At 49.3% G+C, this 17,949-nt stretch carries 19 protein-coding genes; 8 read left to right on the top strand and 11 right to left on the bottom strand.

Features of this window, described 5'->3' with window-relative positions; translation table 11 throughout:
- Positions 1–3: 3 nt before the first annotated feature.
- From L9G74_RS01530 to L9G74_RS01500, 7 genes are all read right to left on the bottom strand, one after another.
- The gene (locus tag L9G74_RS01530) at positions 4–636 is read right to left on the bottom strand and encodes an NADH:ubiquinone reductase (Na(+)-transporting) subunit D (protein ID WP_238894511.1); all 633 of its coding nucleotides are present in this window, start codon (positions 634–636) and stop codon (positions 4–6) included.
- Positions 636–1,421 carry a Na(+)-translocating NADH-quinone reductase subunit C gene (locus L9G74_RS01525; RefSeq protein WP_238894510.1) on the bottom strand — a complete coding sequence of 262 codons (786 nt, stop codon included), beginning with the start codon at positions 1,419–1,421 and terminating at the stop codon, positions 636–638. Before L9G74_RS01525 ends, L9G74_RS01530 begins: the two co-directional genes overlap by 1 nt.
- Positions 1,414–2,613: an NADH:ubiquinone reductase (Na(+)-transporting) subunit B gene (locus L9G74_RS01520; protein ID WP_238894509.1), complete on the bottom strand. Its 1,200-nt coding sequence runs from the start codon at positions 2,611–2,613 to the stop codon at positions 1,414–1,416. Before L9G74_RS01520 ends, L9G74_RS01525 begins: the two co-directional genes overlap by 8 nt.
- Entirely contained in the window at positions 2,610–3,944 is a 1,335-nt protein-coding gene (locus tag L9G74_RS01515; RefSeq protein ID WP_238894508.1) for a Na(+)-translocating NADH-quinone reductase subunit A, read from the bottom strand. Before L9G74_RS01515 ends, L9G74_RS01520 begins: the two co-directional genes overlap by 4 nt.
- Before the next feature lie 621 nt (positions 3,945–4,565).
- Complete coding sequence (luxS, locus tag L9G74_RS01510; RefSeq protein ID WP_238894507.1) at positions 4,566–5,075, bottom strand: S-ribosylhomocysteine lyase; 510 nt, start codon at positions 5,073–5,075, stop codon at positions 4,566–4,568.
- A gap of 46 nt (positions 5,076–5,121) precedes the next feature.
- On the bottom strand, positions 5,122–5,421 hold the full coding sequence (locus tag L9G74_RS01505; RefSeq protein ID WP_238894506.1) for a BolA family protein: 300 nt from the start codon (positions 5,419–5,421) through the stop codon (positions 5,122–5,124).
- A gap of 77 nt (positions 5,422–5,498) precedes the next feature.
- On the bottom strand, positions 5,499–6,116 hold the full coding sequence (locus tag L9G74_RS01500) for an alpha-ketoglutarate-dependent dioxygenase AlkB family protein (RefSeq protein ID WP_238894505.1): 618 nt from the start codon (positions 6,114–6,116) through the stop codon (positions 5,499–5,501).
- A 397-nt stretch (positions 6,117–6,513) separates the two neighbouring features.
- Between L9G74_RS01500 and L9G74_RS01495 the strand changes: the two genes are divergently transcribed.
- Positions 6,514–7,641, top strand: coding sequence for a methyltransferase (locus L9G74_RS01495; protein WP_238894504.1), 1,128 nt, complete (start codon positions 6,514–6,516; stop codon positions 7,639–7,641).
- 71 nt (positions 7,642–7,712) lie between these two features.
- Here the strand turns inward: L9G74_RS01495 and L9G74_RS01490 are convergent, their stop codons facing one another.
- On the bottom strand, positions 7,713–8,486 hold the full coding sequence (locus L9G74_RS01490; protein WP_238894503.1) for a choice-of-anchor H family protein: 774 nt from the start codon (positions 8,484–8,486) through the stop codon (positions 7,713–7,715).
- 179 nt (positions 8,487–8,665) lie between these two features.
- Between L9G74_RS01490 and L9G74_RS01485 the strand changes: the two genes are divergently transcribed.
- The 4 genes from L9G74_RS01485 (at position 8,666) to L9G74_RS01470 (ending at position 12,569) form a co-directional block, all read left to right on the top strand.
- Positions 8,666–8,962 (top strand): PepSY domain-containing protein, encoded by a 297-nt coding sequence (locus L9G74_RS01485; RefSeq protein WP_238894502.1) that lies wholly within the window; start codon positions 8,666–8,668, stop codon positions 8,960–8,962.
- A gap of 12 nt (positions 8,963–8,974) precedes the next feature.
- Positions 8,975–9,655, top strand: a complete 681-nt coding sequence (locus L9G74_RS01480; protein ID WP_238894501.1) for a response regulator transcription factor — start codon at positions 8,975–8,977, stop codon at positions 9,653–9,655.
- A gap of 12 nt (positions 9,656–9,667) precedes the next feature.
- Complete coding sequence (locus L9G74_RS01475; protein WP_438944538.1) at positions 9,668–11,011, top strand: ATP-binding protein; 1,344 nt, start codon at positions 9,668–9,670, stop codon at positions 11,009–11,011.
- Positions 11,012–11,123: 112 nt separating this feature from the next.
- A complete protein-coding gene (locus L9G74_RS01470; RefSeq protein ID WP_238894499.1) occupies positions 11,124–12,569 on the top strand; it encodes a DUF3300 domain-containing protein in 1,446 nt (481 codons plus the stop codon).
- Between the two features lie 72 nt (positions 12,570–12,641).
- On the opposite strand, the gene grxB is transcribed toward L9G74_RS01470, so the two are convergent.
- Both grxB and L9G74_RS01460 read right to left on the bottom strand, forming a co-directional pair.
- Positions 12,642–13,292 carry a glutaredoxin 2 gene (grxB, locus tag L9G74_RS01465; RefSeq protein WP_238894498.1) on the bottom strand — a complete coding sequence of 217 codons (651 nt, stop codon included), beginning with the start codon at positions 13,290–13,292 and terminating at the stop codon, positions 12,642–12,644.
- 147 nt (positions 13,293–13,439) lie between these two features.
- On the bottom strand, positions 13,440–14,459 hold the full coding sequence (locus L9G74_RS01460) for a DUF2804 family protein (protein WP_238894497.1): 1,020 nt from the start codon (positions 14,457–14,459) through the stop codon (positions 13,440–13,442).
- 163 nt (positions 14,460–14,622) lie between these two features.
- Here L9G74_RS01460 and L9G74_RS01455 point away from each other — a divergent pair, with 163 nt between their 5' ends.
- The 3 genes from L9G74_RS01455 (at position 14,623) to L9G74_RS01445 (ending at position 17,352) form a co-directional block, all read left to right on the top strand.
- Complete coding sequence (locus L9G74_RS01455; RefSeq protein ID WP_238894496.1) at positions 14,623–15,189, top strand: YajG family lipoprotein; 567 nt, start codon at positions 14,623–14,625, stop codon at positions 15,187–15,189.
- 45 nt (positions 15,190–15,234) lie between these two features.
- Positions 15,235–15,819 (top strand): peptidylprolyl isomerase, encoded by a 585-nt coding sequence (locus L9G74_RS01450; RefSeq protein ID WP_238894713.1) that lies wholly within the window; start codon positions 15,235–15,237, stop codon positions 15,817–15,819.
- Positions 15,820–15,960: 141 nt separating this feature from the next.
- On the top strand, positions 15,961–17,352 hold the full coding sequence (locus tag L9G74_RS01445; RefSeq protein WP_238894495.1) for an AmpG family muropeptide MFS transporter: 1,392 nt from the start codon (positions 15,961–15,963) through the stop codon (positions 17,350–17,352).
- A 35-nt stretch (positions 17,353–17,387) separates the two neighbouring features.
- Here L9G74_RS01445 and L9G74_RS01440 read toward each other — a convergent pair whose 3' ends face one another.
- A complete protein-coding gene (locus tag L9G74_RS01440) occupies positions 17,388–17,873 on the bottom strand; it encodes a YajQ family cyclic di-GMP-binding protein (protein ID WP_238894494.1) in 486 nt (161 codons plus the stop codon).
- Positions 17,874–17,949 lie beyond the last annotated feature (76 nt).

Raw genomic sequence — 17,949 nt, 5'->3', positions numbered from 1 at the left:
TGCTTATCCTTTCGCTTCTACTTGATCAGGCTTGTAGGTGCGCAACGTCCAAATCACAAATGCAATCAGGAAGAAGGCACTTGGTGGCAACAGCAACAAGCCGTTTGGTTGGTACCAACCGCCATCAGAAATTTTCTGCAGGATTTGGAAACCAAACAACGAGCCGCTACCCAGTAGCTCACGGAAGAAGCCAACGGTCAGCAAAATTGCGCCGTAACCTAAACCGTTACCGATACCGTCCATAAAGCTCATCATCGGTGGTGATTTCATCGCGTAGGCTTCAGCGCGGCCCATCACGATACAGTTGGTAATAATCAACCCAACGAACACCGACAACTGCTTAGACACGTTGTAAGCGTAAGCTTGCAGGAACTGGTCCACCACGATTACCAGTGACGCGATAATGGTCATCTGTACGATGATACGCACACTGTTAGGAATGTGGTTACGGATCAAAGAGATAAATAGATTCGAAAATGCGGTTACCGCGGTCAGCGCTAACGCCATGACCAATGCGGTTTCCATTTTGCTGGTTACCGCCAGCGCACTACAAATCCCCAGAACCTGCAACGCAATTGGGTTATTGCTGAGAATAGGTCCGGTGAGAACCTGCTTGAGTTCTTTAGCGTCGGCCATTAGCTCAATCCTCCATTGCGTGCTTTCTTGATGAAGTTAGCAAACCCTTCTTCGCCCAACCAGAAGGTCAGCGAATGCTGTACACCGTTACTGGTCAGCGTTGCACCAGACAGCGCATCAACACCATATGGCGTTTCGGCAATTGCAGGGTTTTTAGTTACTGAAATGGCAACATTACCCTGTTCATCAAACAGTTTTTTGCCTTTCCATTTCGCTTTCCACACAGGATTTTCAACTTCGCCACCCAGCCCCGGAGTTTCACCTTGGCTGTAGTACACGAGGTTTTGTACTGTGTTCAGATCTGGCTCAACCGCGAGGAACGCATACATGGTCGACCACAGGCCGTAACCATGCACAGGCAAGATCACGCTGGTCACTTTACCGGCTTCGTCATGAACCAAGTAAACCACAGCATTGTCCGCCACACGTTTAATCGATGCGATGTCGTGCTCAGGAACTGAAGATGTTTCAGGATCACGTGATGCTTTTTGTTGGTCAAAAGTATCTGCATTGACACCAGTCACTTCGTCACCGGTTTTCAAATTGATCACTTTCGCTTCAACAAACTTCTCGTAAGTATCCAAAATCTCTTGCTTGGTGACCTGTGACTTGCTGTCGATCAGGTTAGCCGCTTCAAGGATGTATTTTTGTTTGTCTAATAACTTGTTTTCTTGCTGTGTAGGCTTCAATAACACCGCGGCGGTCGATACGAAGATTGAGCAAATTAAGCACAAGCCGACAACGATAAATAACGTCCGAGCGAACGATTCTTTATTCTTAGCCACGAGCAATCCTCCGTTTGATATTCGCCTGAACCACAAAATGGTCGAACAATGGCGCAAACAGGTTGGCAAACAGAATCGCCAACATCATGCCTTCAGGGAACGCAGGGTTTACTACACGAATGAACACCACCATGGCACCAATCAAAATGCCGTAGGCCCATTTGGCTTTGTTAGTAAATGAAGCCGATACTGGATCGGTTGCCATAAACATCATACCGAAGGCAAAACCACCCAAAACTAAGTGCCAGTACCAAGGCATGGCGAACATTGGGTTAGTGTCAGAGCCGATGACGTTCAGCAGCAAAGAAACGGCAACCATCCCCACCATGACACCACCGACGATGCGCCAAGAAGCGATACGGGTATAGATGATAATCAAACCACCAAGCAGAATAGCTAGCGTTGATACTTCACCCACAGAACCTGGGATAAAGCCCAAGAAGGCATTCCACCAGTTTTGGTCTAAGGCGTAGCTCATTTGACCAGCAGCAGCTTGACTCAGCGCCGTCGCACCCGAGAAACCGTCAGCCACAACCCAAGTTGTATCACCTGACATATTCAGTGGGTAAGCGAAGAACAGGAACGCACGTCCAGCCAGCGCAGGGTTTAAGAAGTTACGGCCAGTGCCGCCGAATACTTCTTTCGCCATCACCACACCGAAGCTGATACCTAAGGCCACCATCCACAATGGGATAGTTGCTGGCAACGTCAGCGCAAACAGTACCGAAGTAACAAAGAAGCCTTCGTTAATTTCATGACCACGCACTGAGGCGAAAATCACTTCCCAAATACCACCGACGGCAAACGTTACCGCGTAGATAGGTAGGAAGAAACAGGCGCCATAAAACATCAAGCCAGCCCAGCCAGTGTTAGCGGTTAAGTCACCACCCAACAACTGAAACAGAGCCACTTGCCATACGTCTGGCGTACCAAAGCCGCCAGCCAAGGCGATTTGCGCTTGTAAACCGACGTTGTACATGCCCACAAACATGGCCGGGAATGTACAGGCCCACACAGTAATCATCATGCGCTTCAGATCGATGTTATCTCGAACATGCGTTGCGCCTTTGTTGACCTTACCCGGGGTGTAGAAAATGGTGGCGGCAGCTTCATAGAGCGCATACCACTTCTCGTACTTACCGCCTTTTTCAAACTGCGGTTCAATACGCTCAAGAAAATCTTTTAAACTCATAGACCTTCCCTCTCGATAGTATCGAGGCAATCACGCAGATAGGTACCGTAGTCATATTTGCCTGGGCAAACAAATGTACACAGCGCCAAATCTTCCTCATCTAACTCCAGTGCGCCGAGAGCCACTGCGCCATCGGTATCACCAGCCAGAAGATCGCGTAACAGCATAGTCGGCAGAATATCCATCGGCACCACGCGTTCATAGTTACCAATCGGTACCATGGCACGTTCTGAGCCGCCGGTGCTGGTCGTCATATTGAACAGCTTTTTCGGGCTCAAATGGCTGAGGAACGCACGGGTAATTGAGAATTTATCTGCGCCGGGCATTACCCAGCCGAAGAATTCTTTCTCGGTGCCTTCTTCCAACAAGGTCACTTGGTTAGTGTAACGGCCAAGGTAGGCATGAGGCCCTTTAGCAGTAGCACCGTAGAGCACTGAACCAGAGATAGTACGCACATCGCCAGTCGCCTTTTCACCAGCGAGCAGCTCATCAGTACTCGCACCAGCAACAGTGCGCACTAAACGAGGGTTGCTTGCTTTAGGGCCGCCGATAGCCACCACGCGTTCGACGTTCAGTTCACCGGTAGTGAACAGTTGGCCGATGGCGATGACATCTTGATAACCGACATGCCACACACTGCGTTTAGAAGATGCAGGCAGTAAGAAGTGAATATGTGTGCCAGCTAAGCCCGCTGGGTGCGGTCCGGCAAACTCTTCAACTTGAGCATTGGCTGAGGGGATATCCGCACCCGGCGCTTTACACAAAAAGACTTTGTCAGTCAGGCGAGAGATAACTTTTAGCCCGTTGCTAAACGCCTCTTTTTGAGCGGCAATCACAACTTGAGGGTCAGCGGCGAGGGGTTGAGTATCGATGGCAGTAACGAAAATTGCTGCCGGAGCCGCATCTACTGCGGGTGCTTTACTAAATGGTCGAGTACGGAATGCAGTCCATAACCCTGATTCAACAAGGTTTTCTCGTACTTTTTCCGCTTCAAGCGTGTCTAGCTGTTGTGCATCGAACTGAGCAAATGAAACAGATTCATTTCCTTCAACTTCGATAACGACAGACTGCAAAACACGTTTGGCGCCGCGGTTGATTTCAGTAACTGTGCCACTGGCAAAAGCGGTATATTTGACGCCAGGATTCTTTTTGTCTTCAAAAATTACCTGTCCCTTGCTCACCTTATCTCCGACACGAACTTTCATGGTCGGGCGAAGGCCAATATACTCTTCACCTAATGTAGCTACGTGTTTGATGGCTGGCCCATCATGGATAACTTGCTTTGGAGTACCTGCAACAGGTAGATCCAATCCTTTCTTGATTGTAATCATATCCACATGCACTACGTTTTGGAGGAAAGACAATGCGCCGCGTTCCTGTCAACACAGAGGAATCACACTTATAAATTCCAGCCCGTTGAGCTAGCGCAGATTTATCTCAGAAATGCGATCGCAATCACGTTGAACGGCGGCATTCTAACCCAATTAACACCTTATCGCCACGAAAATTGTGGTGTTATCCCACTGCATAAATATTCGGCATTTCAGTAACTTCGTCGACATTTTCGCTAATATCGAACAATCTGCAAAACACCGCAACAGTTTGATTATAAAGAGATTCAGCAGCTATTCAGCAAACCGTTTCTTTTTCATGATAAGACGTATCATTGAATAATTTAACGCCGCCATTTCCGTAACACGTAACTTTCTTACAACTAAAGTTGAATACGCAAACCGAAAATTTATTTCAGCAACCCCATTTCCTTGGTCACTAAAGCAGCAATAGTGAATATTACTAGCGACTTTGGATGTTACTAGCGATTAATCAATCATCAACGTGACTTTATTCATAATTGATCAACACCTTTACATCACATTTTAGTAACTTATACCGAAATTTGTGTAAAAAAAAGCGGCTCGAATTATCAAGCCGCTAGTTCATTTGTTGCTAAATTACAGTTTTTGCAAGATCTCATCGCTGAGCTTCAGCTCATCGTTGCGATTCACCTGCACGCCTGACGTGATAACTTCACGAGCAATCGCTTGCGCTTGCTCTAGTGAGTGCATGCTGTAAGTGCCACATTGGTATTCATTCAACTCTGGAATGGCGGCTTGATCTTGTACTTGCAGCACATCATCCATAGCAGCCAGCCAAGCATCGGCAACGCGTTGCTCTGATGGCGAGCCAATCAAGCTCATATAGAAACCGGTACGGCAGCCCATTGGCGAAATATCAATGATTTCCACACCGTTGCCATTCAAATGGTCACGCATAAAACCGGCAAACAGGTGCTCTAAAGTATGGATACCACGTTCACTCAAAATCGCTTTGTTTGGCACACAAAAACGCAGGTCAAACACGGTAATGGTGTCACCGCCTGGGGTGGTCATGGTCTTCGCAACGCGCACCGCAGGTGCGTGCATACGAGTATGATCAACAGTAAAACTATCTAACAATGGCATAATTTCTTACCTCTAATTCAAGTTGTCTCAGGCATTCAAAGGTTAATTAGCCTTTGCACTTTGGCGATGCTGGCACTTGCTGTTCTGATGTCCACTCTGCGGCGGTGTATGTGTGCATCGATAACGCATGCACTCCGTTAGCCAACTCATGGGCCAACGTTTCATTCACTTTACGATGACGCGCCAACAAACGTAAACCATCAAATTCATCGCTAACAATAACCACTTTAAAATGGGTTTCAGAGTTAGGCGGCACATGGTGATTATGGCTTTCATTAATCACTTGCAGATAACTAGGTTGCAGTGCGGCGTGTAACTTTTGCTCAATAACGGCGGCAACAGACATATATTCACCCATTCCTGTAATGACTGCGCGGCAGATTACTGCGTCAGCCGTTAAAGATCAATCCAACGGCGACGCGATCACTGCTGGTGATAAAACGGTATCAACTGACGAAATGTAAGATTAAGCCGATCTGACGCTATTTTTTTACGCTGCGGTAAACTGTGCTGCCAGTGCTGCTGCATGGCTGGCTGCATCACTAACATATCGCCACTCGCCAATGGAATACGATGTCGTTCCGGCCGTTGTTTGTGGCGAATATCAAAGTCACGCGCTGCGCCTATCGAGAGAGAAATCACCAGACTGCCCGCCACCATTTCTGGCTCATCGTCACTATGCCAGCCCATTTTATCTTGGCCGTCACGGTAATGGTTCACCAACACGCCGTTAAACGGCTGATTAAACTCACGTTCTAATTGCTGGCGTAGCCTTGATAAATAATGAGGCCACGGCTGGGCACAAATCATCAAGCCAGAGTAGAGATAATTGCAGCCCGCATCGGCAAACCACGCTTGTTCACGCGGGATAAGATGTTGTTTACCAAATACGGTCAACGTTGGCCGTTCAAATGGGTATGACGCCGCCTCGGCGCGCAATAACTGTTGCTGCTTAGCTGACAAATATTGCGGTATATGTCGCCAAGGCAACACGGTGTTATCCGTTTGCGCTGGCGGTTCAAGTAACGAAAGCTGCGACATAACCTCGGCCAAATTAACTAGGGGCTGTTTACCTTTGATGTTTAATTTTTGTTCAAAAAAATTAACACATTATGAACGAGGCGCAACCAGTGACGCTTAGTCAACTACGTAAGCTGGGAGCTGCAACGTTCAGGAGGCGTTTAAATGAACCCTTCGGGCAGCGCCAGAGCGCAATTTATTCAGCGTTAGGTGCTGTTGGTGGAGAATAACTACACGGCACATCACCTGCCTTGCCTAAATCACGCTCTGTCTGCTGCAAAAACAACCAGCAAAGATAAACAGCCCCTAATATCTTCACAGGCAAGCTTAATTGATCTCGATCGAATACGCTAAACCCCGTGGCTTTTAGCCCAATTACTGCGATAATTGCCGCAGCCAAGAGTTAACCCAATACGTTATGACGACCCAGTTTCAATTAGATGATTTACAACTTACGCTAGCGCGCTACCCCGCCACGGCCAATGCCAACCTGCAAGCTTGGGATGCTGCCGATGAACACCTGCTCAAGGTTATCGCCGCAGAGCCCGCTGCAAATTCCGTATTGCTCATCAACGATAGCTTTGGCGCCTTAGTATGTGGCCTGCGCCAGCGCCAATCTGCGATGCAGATCCATTGGGTAGCCGATGCCAAAACCAGCCATTTAGGCGCGCAGGCAAACCTGCTAGCCAATCATCTCAATAGCGACGCCATCAACTGGTTAACTGATGCTGCACTCACCGGTGTTTCAGCGGACGTGACCTTGCTGAAATTGCCGAAAAATCTCAACTATTTTGCGGAACAACTCAAAGCCTTGAGTCAATGTCTGCCAGCCGGTAGCCGCCTATTAATTGGTGCTAAAGCCAAGAATATTAACCAAGCGCTACTCGTATTAATTGCCCAACATTTTGGCCCTGCTAACGCTAGCCTCACGTGGAAAAAAACACGGGTGATCACCGCGGTTGCCGATGGTAAAGCACGGCCATTAGCAGCACCCGTGCGCTGGCAAACTGATGAACAACTGACGTTAATCGGCATGGCGAACGTTTTTGCTGCGACTAAGTTAGATATCGGTGCGCGTTTTATGTTACAGCATCTACCAGCGGGCGATTTCAAACAGGTGGTTGATTTAGGCTGCGGTAATGGTGTGCTTGGGCTGACGGCTGCCCAACGCTATAGCGAAGCGGATATTCACTTTGTCGATGATGCCTACCAAGCCGTTGCCAGCGCCCAACTCGGCGGGCAAGCCAACAACATTGCCAGCGAACGCTTACATTTTCACTGGGATGACTGCCTGACTAGCTTGCCAGATAGCGTTACTGCCGATTTAGTGCTGTGTAACCCGCCATTTCATCAGGGCGAAGCGATCACCGACCACATCGCATGGCAGATGTTCGTCGACGCCAAAAAACGGTTGCGTGAAGGCGGCATGTTACAAGTGGTCGGCAACCGCCATTTGGGCTACCACATCAAACTGAAAAGGCTGTTTGGCAACTGCGAAACAGTAGCAGGCAATCAGAAGTTTGTTATTTTACGGGCCAAGCGTTAATACACACATTCTGCCTTTGATAGTAAAAAGCCTGACATCAATTCGAGTCAGGCTTTTGCTATTTAGCGCAATTACAGCGCGCGGCGGCGCCAACCGATGAAACCTAACGCAACTAACGCCAACGCCGATAGACTGCCGCCGTGCACCACCACTTCTTCGCCGTAGCTATCATTATCACGATCAAAGCTTTGCAGCGGCAATGCGTAGAGGCTGTTGCTATTATCACTGCTAATGGTCGCCACCACATCGTCATAGCCGTACTCATACAGATCAATCAGCACATCGTAATAATCGGTCGGGAAGCCGCGATCAAGCGAAGTGACCACTTCATAACTGTCATAAGCACTCTCGCCTTGCAGATAGAACACGTCAGTGGTGTGCAGATGGCGCCACTCACCACCGTTACGACTGGTATAAATTACCGCATACACTGGCACTTGCTCACCTGCCGCCGCGCCATAAACATCAGCGTCAATGTTCAGTGAAAAGGTGTGGTAAAAACCATCATAGTTGAAGTCATCCAGCAGATAAGTTTGCACATCGTAAAAGCGAAATTCGTGGTAATAGCTGTGGCTAGCAAAACTTACAGCTTTTAACGGCCCAGTCGATTTGGTCTTGCTCGCTGGCGCTGCGCTTATCTGTTTTTGCATCGCGTCACGCGTAATATTGGGCAAACTGGCCGCCGCTGATTGGGGTAACCGTTCCAATTGCTGCTGTCTCATTTCATCAGCAGGCTGTGAATGGTTGACGCCATACTCAATGGTTTTCACTGCTGAAGCGGCTGCGGCATTGGCAGTAAAAGTTAACCCCAGCATTAGCAGTGCAATATAGTAAGACGTTTTCATAACCTTTCCCTCGATTGGTGTTATGGCGCCATTTAACCTGCCGTTAAATGAATGCAACATGAACGAAAATGTTCAGCCAATGTTCATCTGCATTTTTGATAATCAGCGCTCAATATGATTGTTTTGATCCAGCGAGCGAATCTTTTACACTAACCCCAAATATTTGATGAGCTTGAGTTATGGCACAGCGTTTTCGTAAGTCGCGTTATTATCTGCTTAGCATGCTGATACTACTGGTGTTCGGCATGTCACCGGCTGCGCCCTCGCTGGCAAAAAATCAGCATGGTGATAAAGAACAACAAGCACAATTGCGCGTGCGTAGCGGTAATGAAGCCGCGCAGATCGCGCAACGCCAGTTCGGTGGCAAAGTCCTCAAAGTGCAAAAAAGAAATAACAACTATGTGGTTAAGCTGGTCACTAACGATGGCCGCATCATGTATGTCAATATCAATGCCGTAACCGGTGCAATCGAATAAGAGGTGCTGAGTATGCGGATCTTATTGTTAGAAGATGACCTGCAATTACAACACAACCTCAAGTTACATCTTGAAGAAGCCAGCTACAGCGTCGATACCGCTGCCGATGGCGAAGATGGGCTGTTTTTGGGGCAAGAGTATCCTTATGATGCGGCGATCATTGATATCGGCTTACCTAAACTCACCGGTATTCAAGTGATTGAAGCGTTACGTGCCCAGCAAGTCGATTTTCCTATTTTGATTCTCACCGCTCGTGATAGCTGGCAAGACAAAGTGGAAGGCTTGGATGCTGGCGCCGATGACTATCTCACTAAGCCCTTTCATCCGCTGGAGTTAGTGGCGCGCATGAAGGCGCTGATCCGTCGCGCAGCCGGTAAAGCTAGCCCGATTAGCACCAATGGTCCGCTCGCCATCAATACCAGTGCCGCCGAGGTCCGCCTCAACGACAAAACCGTTAACTTAAGTGCGTCGGAGTATCGGCTGCTGGAATATCTGTTTTTACATATCGGTGAAGTACAATCTAAAACGGTGCTGATAGAACACCTATACGATCAGGACTTTGATTTAGACTCTAATGTCATTGAGGTTTTTATCAGGCGCTTACGCAAAAAGCTCGACCCCGATAACCAACTCAATTTAATTGAAACATTGAGAGGTCAAGGTTATCGCATGAACGCCTTGCCGGCGAGTTAACCCGCCATGGCAATGCTGAAGTCCGCTCGACATTGGTCCCTCAAAAGCCGCATCATCGCCAGCACCCTGCTCCTAAATTTAGTGTTAGTGCCGCTAATCGGCTTTGCCTTGTCTGATGCCTTTCGCATGGAGATGACCAATGCCGAGCAAAGCGAAATGAGTGCCGCAATGTACGGTATTCTCGCCTTGGCGGAGCAAGATAATGGCGAACTTGAACTCCCCGCAGCATTGCAAGACAAGCAGTTTAATATTGATCAATCCGGTGTGTATGCACTGGTGACCGCGCCAGACGGCGACATTTTGTGGCGTTCAGGTTCACTACTCAGCGCACCTGCGCCCACACAACTGCCCTTTCCGCCATTAGGTCAAAGTCAATTTGGGGAGTTTGAGTTTAATCAGCAGGCCCATTTCATCTTCAGCTTTAGCGCCAGTTTTGCCGCGACCAGCGCCGATCAGCCACCGCTGACCTTTGCGGTGCACATTATTAAAACTGAGCAGATCCTCGCCGCCACACAAGCGCAATTTAGCCAAACCATCTGGCGTTGGCTGTTGGTATTGATGTTGATTTTACTGCTGTTTCAAGCGGGCTGGTTGTGGTGGACCATTCGGCCCTTGGCACGTTTTAGACAAGAGCTTATCGCCGTTGAGCAAGGGCAACAGCCGCACATTACCAGTCATTACCCGACCGAATTAGCGCAAGTTGCCGAGCAACTGAACTTGCTGATCAGCAACGAGCAGCGCCAACGGCAACGCTACCGTAACGCGCTATCTGACTTGGCCCATTCGCTAAAAACGCCGCTTGCGGTGCTGTCGAGTATCAAGGCGCTACCAACCGAAGCCCATGAACCGATTCAAACGATTAACGATAGCATCAGCCACCAGCTCAAACGCGCGCAGTCTTCCGGCAATTTGGCATGGCACCGCGGGATCCCTGTAGCGCCGATTGCTGAACGGCTTGGCCGCACCCTGCCGAAAATCTACCGCGATAAATCACTGCAACTACAACTCAACGTGGCGCATGAGGCGCTGTTTTTTGGTGAAGAGGGGGATCTCACCGAACTGTTAGGCAACTTGCTCGATAACGCCTGTAAAGCCGCAAAACAACGTGTTTTACTCACGGTTGTGCAGCAAGCGCACGAACTACAGATAGTAGTAGAAGATGACGGGCCGGGAATCGCTGATGATATGCAACAGCAGATATTTCAACGTGGCGTGCGGGCTGACACCTATGACAAAGGCCACGGTGTTGGGCTCGCCATCGTCAAAGATCTATTGGAAAGTTACCAAGGCCGCTGGCAAATCAGCCGCTCAACCACCTTAGGTGGTGCCCAATTTAGTATTCACTTACCAAAATAAATTGTGCTTTTTTTGAGCTTTCAGCTTATGTTCATCTTGCGTTATATAAGCTCGTCGGTGAACTGATAATTGTGCACACTGTGTGTGCCCTCATGCGAAGGCGGAGGCAACTATGAACACCGTATTCAACGACCAACGCGGCCACTATTTGGCGCAATTAGTGTTGCTAATCGCCCTGATATTTAGCATTAGCAGCATCAGCTATGCCGCAGATGGCAATGACACTGCCTACAGCGATGCCGAAGTCGCGCAGTTGATGTCGCCGATTGCTCTCTATCCCGACTCGCTGCTATCACATGTGTTGATCGCGGCCAGCTATCCACTGGAAGTGGTGCAAGCACAACGCTGGCGCGCCAAGCGTGGCGATTGGGATAATGACAAACTCACTGACGAAGGCGCTAAGCAGGGGTGGGACCCAAGCGTAGTTGCGTTACTCGCTTTCCCTGATGTCCTCGACAAGATGAGCCAAGACTTGGACTGGACGGCCAAGGTCGGTGAAGCATTTGTTGCCGATGAAGGCCAAGTGATGGATAGCATCCAGCAACTGCGTCAAGCCGCCTACAAAGCGGGGAATCTCAGTGATGCGCAAAACATCAAAGTGGAAAACAGCAATGAACGGATTGTGATTGTGCCCAGCAATCCTACTGTGGTGTACGTGCCCTACTATGACACGCGTTATGTTTATGGCGACTGGTATTGGGGCGCGTATCCACCGGTGTACTGGCGCCCATTCCCCGGCTACATTGCCGCCACACACAGCCCATTTTATTGGCGTCACCACGGAGTCTCCATTTCGTTTAACTTCTTCTTTGGACACATGTTCTGGCATGACCGCACCGTGTGGGTAGACTATCGTCACCGTTACACCCGTTATACTCCTGTGCGTCGTAGCCATTCATATGAAGGCCAACGTTGGCATCATCGCCCTGAACATCGCCGCGGCATTCATTACCGTTCAGCCACGTTAAATAAACGCTATGAGCCTAAATTGCATCGTCCCGCACAACGTGACTATCGCCATGTGAATGATGCGATGAAAAACCATCATCTGCGCGATACGCGTCACCTTGAAGGACAACGCCATGACGCCCGAGCCAAAGCGGTGGAATTTAAACGTGAACGTGACCAACGCCAACCGCAACACACAGTGCACAGCACCAATGGTGACCGTAAAGCGGATAAACCGGTGCGGCAGTTCAACTCTCACACTGGCGTGAATGGCAATGACAATACACGCCGTATCACCACTGAGCGGCAGTTTAACTCTCACTCAGGCGTCAACAACAATGCCAATACACGCCACATCACCACTGAGCGGCAACCCAACAATCGACCAACACCAGCACCACAGCGGCTGCAACGGGAAACAAACGTCCCTAAACCACAGCCTCAACAACGAATGCAGCGCGATCTCCGCTCGCAGCATGCGCAACGGCCAGAGCGCGCACAGCGGGAACGTGCACCGCAGCAGATGCATCAGCCACAGCGCCGAGTTGAGCAACGCAGTAGCCCGACACCACAACGTGGCAATAACCAAGTGAGACGCCATGAAAACTAAGGCGTCACCCATAAAAAAATCAGCAAATAATTTGCTGATTTTTTTATGTTTTACGGCGTAATAACTCAGTTATTACAGCGCGATATCATCGTACAAACGCATCTTGGTCAATGCCGCGACTTCATCGATATAAGCGCGGATCCGCTCAGGGAAGACTAACCCTTTAACAAGCGTTAAATTCCGTAAATCAGGGAACAATAAAATATCATCATAGCTTAATTGATTATCACGCTCTGACGGCAAACTAATACCATCCAGCAGCGGCCAACAATGATTAAGCCCACTGATATAAGTACTTGATTTAGCATAAGCATCATCAAAGCTCATACCAATCAGCGTCGACTTGTTTTTGGTATACCAAGCCGCCGCTTCCGGCCGTTCGAACTCGGGTAGCTTGGCCAGCAAGTTGCGCGGAAATCGGAGGCGATTGGCGCAGTAGGACGACTCCTGTTGGAAATGTTGAATCTGCTCACTCCACTGCGCGGGTTGTAACTTACGAGTATCGTTTTGCTTATCCAGATAGGCGACGATATCCAAACTTTCGCCCATAAAACTGCCATCATCCTTTTCTAAAATCGGCACCATATTGGCACCGACCATGGCAATGCGAGCATCAACATCGTGGTTTTGCAGGTAGACCCAATCCACATCTAGATCTTTCCAGCCCGTCATCATCATCGCCCGAACGCAATAAGGGCAATGGTCAAATATAAACAGCTTCACTGTATACTCCTTGCAGTGGTTGGCTTAGCGCTACAGCTAAGCATATTTGACAGATGAATGCACCTACGACCTAAGCCTGAAGCTATCGAGCAAAGCAATGGCGCGGCGAATTACCACCGCTGCTTATTCGTTTGACCCAAAAGGCGACTAACACTCCACGCCACCAATGGCACTGATGCCGCGCAGATTAAGTTGCAGAGTTGAGTTCACATAGATATCGATATCCAGCAGTCCGGACATCACTTTCGTCCGTTGTTTGCCAACGGGTCGCTGCACGCTAATTTCAATCTTGGGCGAGAAGCGTCCGCGCACCTGCTCGGTCGCGGAGATAATTTGCCATTCACCAGCAATATGGCTACTCGGCACCATCTGGCAATAAGGCAAAATATGCCGAGCGCCATCAATCCATAACGCATTGCCCGGAAAGGCGGCAGCAAGCCCATCGACCAGCGTCAACCCGATACGTTGCTGTTGTTGGGTGGAATTTAGCATCAACCACTGCCAGGGTGTTCTATCGCGTTGTGCGGTTGCAAAAAAACTGTACCCTGCGCTCATGCGACTCAGGATCTGCGCCTCATGATTGAGCTGTAAGTCACCACTTGTCATCAAGCCATGATGCTGCTGTTGATAACTCCAGCCAGCGGACACCGCACCACAGCTCACCACAGGTAAACTCAACGGCAGTGGTTGCAGCGCTACTTGCCCCGTGAGCTGCAGTTTTTGGCGCTGCATATTAAGCATGATGTGCCAATCACCCTGCGACTTAACAAAGTTCATCACGCCGCACTGGCTCTCCCCGTGATAGCCACTGGGAGATAGTTGGTGAGCACGCAACGCTAATGGGTTGGGCATGATGCGGCGGGCCTGTTGTCGCACCAAATCGAACACTAGCACCTGTGAGGCTAATGTCTGCGACGATTGCCGTAACAACAGTTGATAGTCAGCGTGTTGCAGCATCACCATTTCAAGCTGGCGATGCTGAGGACGGCTTAATGTACTCAACGGCGTGGGCAATGCACTATTTTTGCTAGCAGCAACTGCCGCCAAAGACGGCACAGCGCCATCAAAATAACCATAGATCGGCTGCTGATCACTGCGTAGCAACGCCGAGGGAGCACGCCGTGTCACAACGGCGCAATATTCCATAACTGCTTCATCTGTTGTCACTTTCGACTCTCCTCCTCATCTCACTGGCTTACTGTAACCTGAACCCCACATAGACAAAAGTTACTCTCCCCGCTAAAAGGCGGTTAACGGCAACAGAAGGACTGTTGCTAACCATGAAATCTGTTATGCTGAGGCCAGTTTTAACCCTTATTAGGCTGTATTTATGAGACTGTTTGTCACCCTAGCAACAGTATCCTATCTGCTAATGGGATGCGCCGCCAATTCACCTAAAACCATTGTATTAAGCCCTGAAATTCCTCAGGTCAGCACCACAGTCACCAGTGCCTCAACCGGCATTGCGTTGGCAAGCCAAGATCAACGCAGCGCCAACTACATCGCGCGTTATCTGGATGGTGACGAAGTCAGTCGTTATGTCAGTGCCGCTGAAGCACCTAACCTGACGCTGGAGCGCGTGTTTAATCAAGCACTGACACATGCGGGTTATCAGATTGATCCCGCCAGCAATCGCTCACTCGCCATTGTGGTAACTCAGGCGGTTACCGATGTCGATGAATCGATGTTGGGATATGAAGCAAAAACGAAGTTAGCGGTTACCATCAATGCGACCAATGAAAATCGCACTTTTAGCAAAAGTTATTCAGCCACCAGCAGCCTCAAAGGCCCGATGTCGGCAGACTTTGCTAGCCTAGAGTTGGATATCAACAAATTGATGACACAACTCAGCAGCCGAATTATTAACGACCCCGAACTTAACCAGTTTCTTCAGTAAACCAGCGAAGGAGTAGCCGTGGGTTGCTGCGGCTTCAATATCACCATGAGCAAATGGCTATTCGCCCTATCGATGCTGCTGTGCTGCCAAGTGGCACAAGCCGAAGTGGATATTCAAAAAGATAATATCTATCCCACCGTGGTGATGGAAACCAGCATGGGCAAGATCGTGGTCGAACTTGACCGCACACGCGCACCGATCACCGTCGATAACTTTCTGACTTATGTGGTGAAAGGTGAATATGACAACACCATTTTTCACCGTGTTATTGCCGATTTTGTGGTGCAAGGTGGCGGCCTAGATGCCCACTACAAAGAACTGCCAACAGGCAAACCCATTGTTAATGAATCGGGCAATGGTTTATCCAACACCATTGGCACCATCGCCATGGCCCGTGAAAAAGACCCGCACTCAGCAATCCGCCAGTTCTACTTCAATGTTGCTGACAATAAAAAGCTCGATCCGTCATCACGTCGTTGGGGCTACGCCGTGTTTGGCGTGGTGACTGAAGGTATGGACGTGCTTGAAAAAATGGCGTTGGTGCCAACGGGCGAAAATAAAGAATTGCGCTGGCAGGACGTACCATTGACGCCAATTATTCTCAAAAAAGCCACATTACTGAAACGCTAACCATCACCAATGAGTGGGCGATACCAATGAAACTCTCCGTTACCACAGTGTTATCGACCACACAGTTCACCGGCCGGCGCTTGCACATCAGTGAGCGCCTCCTTACCCTAAAGCCATTGCCACTGAAGATATTTGATACCCATGTCGGTTGTTTCTAGCATTAAAAATGCACTAGGCGTCTACGCGCATAAGCGTGTGTTGCTCATGCTGCTATTTGGCTTTTCCTCTGGTCTGCCACTAATGCTGGTATTTTCCACGCTGTCATTTTGGTTGCGCGAAGCAGGCATCGACCGCGCGGCTATCGGCTATTTCAGTTGGGTGGCGTTGATGTATGCCTTCAAATGGGCATGGGCACCGTTAGTTGATCGACTCAAACTACCGCTATTAAGCCGTTTATTTGGCCGTCGCCGCAGCTGGATGTTGTTGTCGCAAGTGGTGCTTATTGGCGCCATTATCGGTATGGCGAACAGCGATCCAACGCAGGATTTGCATCATCTGGTCATCTGTTCACTGCTAGTGGCATTTGCTTCCGCCACCCAAGATATTGTGATTGATGCCTACCGCATCGAATCCGCCCCCGAAAACATGCAAGCCGCGCTGGCCGCAGCGGGGCAAGTGGGCTATCGCAGCGCCATGATTATCTCTACCGCAGGGGCCTTAACCGTGGCGGCGTGGGTATCCCCTAATCCCGAGGCTTATGATCTGCGCAGTTGGCAGGTGGCTTATCACATCATGGCCGGTCTGATGGGCATTGGCCTCATCACCACCTTGTTTGCCAAAGAGCCGCAAATCGATAACCGCAGCGTGACGGAAGTAGAACTGGCCGTACGTCACCAGTTATCTGAACGCTTACCTGCGTTGCCAGCAGCATTTTGTGCTTGGGTTTACTCCGCCGTTGCCATGCCATTTATCGACTTTTTCCGCCGCTTTGGCAAACACGCCATCATCATTTTGCTGCTGATCTCTTGCTACCGCATCTCCGACATTGTCATGGGCATTATGGCGAACGTGTTTTACGTGGATATGGGGTTTTCGAAAGAGGAAATTGCCACGCTCAGTAAAGTGTTTGGCTTGATTATGACGCTGGTAGGCTCGGGCGCGGGCGGGATAATGATTGCCCGCTACGGCACTATGAAGATTCTTTATCTGGGGGCTTTTCTGGTGGCAACCACTAACCTGTTGTTCGCACTGCAAGCATATGTGGGTTACAACGTGCCGCTATTAACCTTGGCCATTTCTATTGATAATTTCAGTGGCGGGGTGGCAACGGCAGCGTTTATCGCCTATCTGTCGAGCCTCACAAGCACCGGCTACAGTGCTACCCAATACGCATTGTTATCGTCAATTATGCTGCTGTTTCCCAAGTTTATCGCGGGCTTCTCCGGCGAATGGGTTAACGCCTATGGCTATGTGAACTTTTTCATCAGCGCTAGTATCATCGGTTTACCCGTATTAGTGCTGGTTAAATTGGCACATCGCCAACCGGTTCATCAGCCGAGCAAAACCACCAGCGATGTAGAGCAACAACAATAACGGCGACCAATACAGTCGCCGTTACACCTCGGTTATTAGTCGCGGAAGTTATTAAATTGAAACGCCTGCTCCAACTCGGTGTTACGCACCAGCGCCATCACCGCTTGTAGATCGTCACGTTTTTTACCAGTCACCCGCAGAGAATCACCTTGGATCTGCGTCTGTACTTTAATCTTGCTGTCTTTAATCAGCTTCACCAGCTTTCTGGCGGTATCAGTCTCGATGCCCTGCTTAAAACGCACTTTTTGGGCGAAGGTCTTACCGGTGTGCACAATTTTGTCATCCAGTGCCATCGCTTTAGGCTCAACATTACGCTTACTGAGTTGCCCACGCAGAATATCCACCATCTGCTTACACTGAAAATCTGATTCAGAGCCCAGCGTCACCACCATATCGCTGTATTCCACCGAGAACTCTTTACCACGAAAATCGAACCGAGTATCCAGTTCACGCTTGCTGTTATCCACCGCATTACGCAGTTCAACCGCATCTACTTCCGAGACAATATCAAATGAAGGCATAATTTTTTCTTCTAGATTCATCAAACTTGATGCTGATTTTAACGCAACTTGACACATAGCTGAACCAACATTGGTT

Source organism: Shewanella electrica (genome assembly GCF_022321485.1).
GTDB lineage: Bacteria > Pseudomonadota > Gammaproteobacteria > Enterobacterales > Shewanellaceae > Shewanella > Shewanella electrica.
Note: the sequence above shows the minus strand (reverse complement) of the source record. Positions and strands in the feature narration are given on the sequence as shown.

Coding starts and splice junctions, on each gene's coding strand:
- L9G74_RS01530 (WP_238894511.1), bottom strand. CDS start 636: ATGGCCGACGCTAAAGAACTCAAGCAGGTTCTCACCGGACCTATTCTC.
- L9G74_RS01520 (WP_238894509.1), bottom strand. CDS start 2,613: ATGAGTTTAAAAGATTTTCTTGAGCGTATTGAACCGCAGTTTGAAAAA.
- L9G74_RS01515 (WP_238894508.1), bottom strand. CDS start 3,944: ATGATTACAATCAAGAAAGGATTGGATCTACCTGTTGCAGGTACTCCA.
- luxS (WP_238894507.1), bottom strand. CDS start 5,075: ATGCCATTGTTAGATAGTTTTACTGTTGATCATACTCGTATGCACGCA.
- L9G74_RS01505 (WP_238894506.1), bottom strand. CDS start 5,421: ATGTCTGTTGCCGCCGTTATTGAGCAAAAGTTACACGCCGCACTGCAA.
- L9G74_RS01500 (WP_238894505.1), bottom strand. CDS start 6,116: ATGTCGCAGCTTTCGTTACTTGAACCGCCAGCGCAAACGGATAACACC.
- L9G74_RS01495 (WP_238894504.1), top strand. CDS start 6,514: ATGACGACCCAGTTTCAATTAGATGATTTACAACTTACGCTAGCGCGC.
- L9G74_RS01490 (WP_238894503.1), bottom strand. CDS start 8,486: ATGAAAACGTCTTACTATATTGCACTGCTAATGCTGGGGTTAACTTTT.
- L9G74_RS01485 (WP_238894502.1), top strand. CDS start 8,666: ATGGCACAGCGTTTTCGTAAGTCGCGTTATTATCTGCTTAGCATGCTG.
- L9G74_RS01480 (WP_238894501.1), top strand. CDS start 8,975: ATGCGGATCTTATTGTTAGAAGATGACCTGCAATTACAACACAACCTC.
- L9G74_RS01475 (WP_438944538.1), top strand. CDS start 9,668: ATGCTGAAGTCCGCTCGACATTGGTCCCTCAAAAGCCGCATCATCGCC.
- L9G74_RS01470 (WP_238894499.1), top strand. CDS start 11,124: ATGAACACCGTATTCAACGACCAACGCGGCCACTATTTGGCGCAATTA.
- L9G74_RS01455 (WP_238894496.1), top strand. CDS start 14,623: ATGAGACTGTTTGTCACCCTAGCAACAGTATCCTATCTGCTAATGGGA.
- L9G74_RS01450 (WP_238894713.1), top strand. CDS start 15,235: ATGAGCAAATGGCTATTCGCCCTATCGATGCTGCTGTGCTGCCAAGTG.
- L9G74_RS01445 (WP_238894495.1), top strand. CDS start 15,961: ATGTCGGTTGTTTCTAGCATTAAAAATGCACTAGGCGTCTACGCGCAT.
- L9G74_RS01440 (WP_238894494.1), bottom strand. CDS start 17,873: ATGCCTTCATTTGATATTGTCTCGGAAGTAGATGCGGTTGAACTGCGT.